We start from the raw sequence: 3,877 nt of genomic DNA on the forward strand, positions 1-3,877 counted from the left end.
TTTTATTATAAATAGAGTTTAGTATAAATTCTATTTTTGTACCATTAAAACATTAAACACATTTTCTAAATCTGTCTTTGCACTCAAAATATTACTTGCACTCATTACTACATCCTGAATATTTTGATTTTTTACGCCTGCTACCATTTTTTGCATATTTTCTGATAGCGTTTTTGAACTTTCCTTTATTTTTTTGAAATCTGACTCACTTATATTTTCTTTTTTAGCATTTTCTAGTGTTATTTCAGATACTGCTTTATATGCATTTTGAACGTTATTATTAGCTTCTTCTAATGTTTTTACTTCATTTTCATCAAAGTTTAGATTATTTTTTCCAAATGCTGTTTTTCCAAATTCATTTACGGAATTTACAAATTTTAAAATATTCAATTTTGCTGTTTTACCATCTTTTTGTAATTGATTCTCCATTTTTTGATTGATTATTTGAGCAATTTCATGTAATGAATTAGCAAAAATTTTGTGATTTTCCTGTCTATTTTGCAATACAACTTTATACTTGTCATTCAATTCTCCGACTTTTGCCAGCTTATCAGCTTTATAATCACCTTTTTCAAAATAATCGTTAATTTCTGTCAGTACCTTTTGTTCCTCTACCAATGAATTTATCAGATTTTCAGCATTTTTATCAATAGCTTCCATTTTTGGGCTTTTTTGCATTATATCAGTAATTTCTTTTATATATTCACCAATCAGGTTAATTGAACTATCCAAATTTTCATTAAATGTCGGCACTTCCGAAATATTTTTTATATTTCCAGCTTCATTAAGAAATTCCTCTTTTTTTATCTCTGTAAAAAATGTATTCCATTCTTCAGAATTTGGTACATCGCTTAATTTTGAATATTCATTATATTTTGCAATTTCCTCTGTTGAAATATCCCTTTTCACATTTGTTACTTTTACTTTATCCTTATTATTTTTGTCATTGCTCTTGTTATCACATCCCACAATAACTAGCAATGCCATTATTCCAATCACTGCATATTTTTTCAGTTTCATTATTTTTCCTCCAGAATGTTTTATTTTTAAAAATTTATAATTTTTACAATACTCTGTTATTATACCAAATTTTTATTTATTTAACAAATTTATACTAATCCTGCAATTTTCAATATGTAAAGCCATCCTGTTAATGTAAAAATACTCATAATTGTAGTAATCATAACAGTTCCCGAAGTTACAGCACCATTATGACCCATTCCTCTTGCCATCGTAAATGAAGTCGGTGTTGTTGGGCTTCCAAGCATTCCAAGTACTGCAACCAGTTTTTCGTCCTTAAATCCAAATTTTATTGCTATTGGTAAAAATATTGCTGTAAGAATCAGCAGCTTAAATGAAGACGAAACTAATACAATCTTTATTTTTGAAAAAACTTCCTTTACATCAAAACTTGCCCCTAGTGCTAATAAACCAAGCGGAGTTGCGGCTGAGGCAAATGTTGAAATTGATTTTTTCATAATTACTGGCTGCGGAATTTTTAACAATGCCCAAATCATTCCAGCCAAAATTCCAAGTATTAAAGGATTCTTCATAACTCCCTTTAACGTATTTTTTAAAACTACTCTATTTAATTTCCCCTGTTCTGGACTAAGTAACATCAAAATCACAACTGAAGCAACATTGTACAAAGGGACAGCTCCAATTACCATAAGAGCCACAATTTTAGCCTCTCCATACACATTCTGCACAAAGACATAAGCAAGCAAAGCAGCACTGCTTCTGAATCCAGCTTGAATAAATTCTCCACGAATTGACTTATTCTTCAGAAAAAGTGAGATAATACACATTATCATTATTGATAAAAATGTTGCAAAAAAACAGAATATCAAATATTTCAAATCCCAGATTGCCGAAAAATCAGATAACGATAATTCTTTAAACAAAAGTACAGGCAAAAGTGCCAAAAATACAAATCTATTCATCTTATCCGCAAATTCTAAATCTATAATTCTTATTTTCCTAAAGACATACCCAAGTACCATAATCAGAAATACAGGAATCGTAGCATTTAAACAAAATATTAATTCTTCCATTTTCCTCCTTAACTTCCACACGCTATATAAAATACAGGAATTCCGTCTATCTCATCATCTAAATCCATACCTTCAAAAAATACATGATCTCCTAATTCTTTATTTGCCTGCTGATTATGTACTTTTGTCATTAATTCAAGGTTTGTAAAATATTTTCCATTATCAGCTTTTAACAATGCTCTTACATCAACTTGAAAATAACCATCTTCTGCATATTCTTCCGATAATTCTTCTTCATCAGCTGTTTCATTTTCCAGCAAGTCTTCTTTCCCTTTTATCCATGCCTCATAGTCAACATAAATTTCTGGCTGGTTAACAGCTACTTCATCAGGATTCCATTCTCTGTCAACATATTCCCGCATTTGGTCATAATATGCCTCTATATCCTTATTAAATTCTTCTGTACTTTCATAAATTTTCTTACTAAACGTCCACATAACATCATCAAGTGCCATATTTTATTCACCTCTTAATTTTTAATATTTTTTATAAGTCAAAAACTATTTTATAATTTTGTCAATAATTCCTCCACCAAGACAAACTTCACCATCATAAGCAACCACAATTTGTCCCAGTGTTACAGCCTTTTGCGGCTCATCAAAAATCACTTCATATTCATTTTCATTAAGTTTATTAATCACAACTTTTGTGTCTTTTTGTCTATATCTAAATTTTACAGTACATTCTAACGGAAACTGTACTTCGTTTATAAAATTAAAATCTGTTGCGATTAACCCTTTTGAATAAAGTACCGAGTTATCACCTTGCGTTACTATCAGTTCATTTTTTTCCAAATCCTTATCCACAACAAACCAAGGCTCTCCAGTCCCTTCCTTTGTATTTCCAATCCCAATTCCTTTTCTTTGTCCGATTGTATAATACATAAGCCCATTATGATGCCCTAGCACTTTTCCTTGTGTATTTACAATATTTCCACCCTTTGCTGGCAAGTATTGGGATAAAAATTTATTAAAATCACGTTCTCCAATAAAGCAGATTCCTGTGCTGTCTTTTTTCTTCGCTGTTGCCAAGTTATATTTTTCAGCTATTTCACGAATCTGTGGCTTTGTGTATTCTCCTAATGGAAACAGAACTTTTTCCAGCTGCTCCTGACTTAACTGACAAAGAAAATATGTCTGATCTTTATTATCATCAATTCCTCTTAACATAGTCGATTTGATTTTTCCATCTTTTTCTTCGTGAATAATTCTCGAATAATGCCCTGTCGCCACATAATCAGCCCCAAGTTTCATCGCATAGTCCAAAAATGCACGGAATTTGATTTCCTTATTACACATCACATCAGGATTGGGCGTTCTTCCTTTTTTATACTCATCTAGAAAATATGTAAATACTTTGTCCCAATATTCCTTCACAAAATTCACCGAATAATAAGGTATCTCCAACTGCTCTGCCACAGCAATCACATCCTTATAATCCTCTTCCGCCATACAAACCCCATTTTCGTCCTTCTCCTCCCAGTTTTTCATAAAAACCCCAATTACATCGTAACCCTGTTCTTTAAGTAAAATTGCTGCAACGGAAGAATCAACTCCTCCAGACATTCCTAGTACTACTTTTTTCATATTATTTCCTTTCCTCATACATCCAAAGTTTAAACTTCTTTTCAACAATATTCTATATCACAATATCATTTCATACTTAAATCTAACTCTATTATACTCTATATTCGTCATAAAATCAATATTATAATTAAAATCAAATTAAAAACACTCCATTAAACTAAAATGGAGTGCCTTTTTTATTGTATTTATTACCTCAATTCTTGTTTTAATGGATTATTGTTTCTTATCCGCAAATTC

General features: G+C 30.7%; 4 protein-coding genes. All 4 read right to left on the minus strand.

The window, feature by feature from the left end; all coding sequences use genetic code 11:
* Positions 1 to 30: 30 nt before the first annotated feature.
* The gene (locus Q0370_RS09080) at positions 31 to 1,020 is read right to left on the minus strand and encodes a DUF3829 domain-containing protein (protein ID WP_299574907.1); all 990 of its coding nucleotides are present in this window, start codon (positions 1,018 to 1,020) and stop codon (positions 31 to 33) included.
* Positions 1,021 to 1,109: 89 nt separating this feature from the next.
* Positions 1,110 to 2,054: an AEC family transporter gene (locus tag Q0370_RS09085; RefSeq protein WP_299574910.1), complete on the minus strand. Its 945-nt coding sequence runs from the start codon at positions 2,052 to 2,054 to the stop codon at positions 1,110 to 1,112.
* 8 nt (positions 2,055 to 2,062) lie between these two features.
* Complete coding sequence (locus Q0370_RS09090) at positions 2,063 to 2,509, minus strand: hypothetical protein (protein ID WP_299574912.1); 447 nt, start codon at positions 2,507 to 2,509, stop codon at positions 2,063 to 2,065.
* 45 nt (positions 2,510 to 2,554) lie between these two features.
* Positions 2,555 to 3,640 (minus strand): tRNA 2-thiouridine(34) synthase MnmA, encoded by a 1,086-nt coding sequence (gene mnmA, locus Q0370_RS09095; protein ID WP_299574915.1) that lies wholly within the window; start codon positions 3,638 to 3,640, stop codon positions 2,555 to 2,557.
* Between the last annotated feature and the right edge of the window lie 237 nt (positions 3,641 to 3,877).

Origin of the sequence: uncultured Leptotrichia sp., from assembly GCF_938036635.1 — a bacterium.
Lineage (GTDB): Bacteria > Fusobacteriota > Fusobacteriia > Fusobacteriales > Leptotrichiaceae > Leptotrichia > Leptotrichia hongkongensis.